Annotated in this window: 1 protein-coding gene; it reads right to left on the bottom strand. The window is 58.7% G+C overall.

Going from position 1 to position 1,877, the window contains the following annotated elements:
* Nucleotides 1–360: 360 nt before the first annotated feature.
* Nucleotides 361–1,392: an IS110 family transposase gene (locus VES88_07280; protein ID HYN81286.1), complete on the bottom strand. Its 1,032-nt coding sequence runs from the start codon at nt 1,390–1,392 to the stop codon at nt 361–363.
* Between the last annotated feature and the right edge of the window lie 485 nt (nt 1,393–1,877).

Below are 1,877 nucleotides of genomic sequence, written 5' to 3'. Positions count from 1 at the left end.
ATTGATCGACACAGACAGCGACAATCGCGAGAATTGAGTCTCGCGTCATTACATCCGGCATCGTAGCAATGTCCGCTTCTCTAATCGGCCGTTTGGGGTCAAGCGCTTTCAGACTATCCACCAATTCAGTGTCGACGCCGCTCGCGGGCTCGTGCTTCTCTTCGGAATCGGCACCAAGGCCCTTCCATCATGGGATTCGAAGACGAGGTGGAACAATCTTTGGGGCGGCCTTGCCGTTAGACGAACGGTAGGTCCAAGCGGACATACGATCTCACCTCATCCGTCGTCCCGCGAGGGACATCATTCCACCGCTCGGTGGAACTCGAGTTTCCTCCTATCGCATTTGATCCCGCGCCGCTCTCATGCCGCTGCGACTTCCCGGGTCCAGCGGAACTCGGTGCCGTCAACCCATATGCGGTGCATGATCACGGCCAATCGACGCGCCAAGGCCACAATCGCCTTTTTCAGCCCGCGGTGCCTGGCGATCTTCATCGCCCAGGCCTTGAGCCATGACCATTTTGCCGAACGCACCAGCATGATATGGGCCGCTTCGTAGAGCATCATCCGCATCATCTCATCTCCGCACCGTGATATTCCGCCAGTTCGGTTGCTCTCGCCCGATTGATGCTTAGAGGGCGTCAGTCCAAACGCCGCCCCGACCGCCTTGGAGTTTCTGAAGCGCGATGGCACGTCGACGGTGGCACGATAGGTCAGCGCCACCACCGGGCCGACACCGGGGACCGTCATCAGGCGCCGGCACACGTCATCATCCCGAACGATGGCCAGCAAGCGGCGGTGCAGGATGCCGATCTGCTCGCGAAGTACCCGCCGGACAATGAGTAGCGGTTCGACCAGCACGACCAAGTCGGGAAGGTTCTCGACAAGCTCCTTGATGCGCGCCTCGAACTTTACCGTCCCCACCACGCCCACCTTGAGACCGAAGTTGCGCAAGGTGGCGCGCAGATCGTTCTCAATGGCGATGGCCTTCGACTGCATCAGCTTGCGATGGGTCAGCAGCATCCGCTGTTTCTGACTGCGTAACGTCTTCACATGCACCGGACGATAAAGCCCCACCCGCATCATCTGCGCTATGCCGCGCGCATCGTTGCGATCCGTCTTGTTGATCTGCGCCTTCAACACCGCCCTCATGTGCCGCGTCTCGACACAGACCACCGGCAAGCCCGCTTCAGCGAGAGCGCTGAAAAGCCATTGCGACAGCGGCCCAGCTTCCAATCCAATCCGCTTGAAGCGGCAGGCGGGGTTTGTCAGCACCGCCAGCAGCGCCTCGGGTTCGCTCGCCACCTTCACTTCCCGCACAATCCTGCCCGTGTCATCCACGATGCAAACGCTCGTCTCCTTGACCGAAACGTCTAGTCCAGCAAAATGGTCCATGCTGCGCTTCTCCTTCTGATGCTTGAGGCCGCAAACGTGGACCTCGTTTCACCCATCAGCCTGAAGCGCAGCACCCCAAATCTTCAGCTATCCACAAGTCGGCCGGCCGATTACCCCATCTTTGGGTCGATGCTGTCGATAAAGTCGGCGACGAGCGGCGCGCGGGCAACAATCGAATCCAAATGCCGAGTTTTTTGAATCGATATTGCGCGCCAGGCTCCTATCTGGACTCAATGTTGCTCACTCGCCCCTCGAAAAACGTTTATCGACAGCATCGGTCAGAAGCGGACCTATCACCGTCATCGGCTTCATGTCCGCTTCGTGCCTCAAACGGACATTTCAGGGCTCCCACAATATGTTCAGTGGTGATGGGCCGAAACGTTCTTGACGTATTCGGACAGCAAATCACTGGGCGCCGAATGGCTGACGTCGCCCAAACTGAGGATGCCGACCATCCGCTTGCTCTTGTTGATCACCGGCAACCT

Source organism: Gemmatimonadaceae bacterium, from assembly GCA_035633115.1.
In the GTDB taxonomy this organism is placed as follows: Bacteria; Gemmatimonadota; Gemmatimonadetes; order Gemmatimonadales; family Gemmatimonadaceae; genus UBA4720.
The sequence above is the reverse complement of the archived record's forward strand: the minus strand, read 5'-3'. Positions and strand labels throughout refer to the sequence as shown.

What these genes read in the sequence shown, in the direction of transcription:
- VES88_07280 (HYN81286.1), bottom strand. Translation starts at nt 1,392, where the DNA reads ATGGACCATTTTGCTGGACTAGACGTTTCGGTCAAGGAGACGAGCGTT.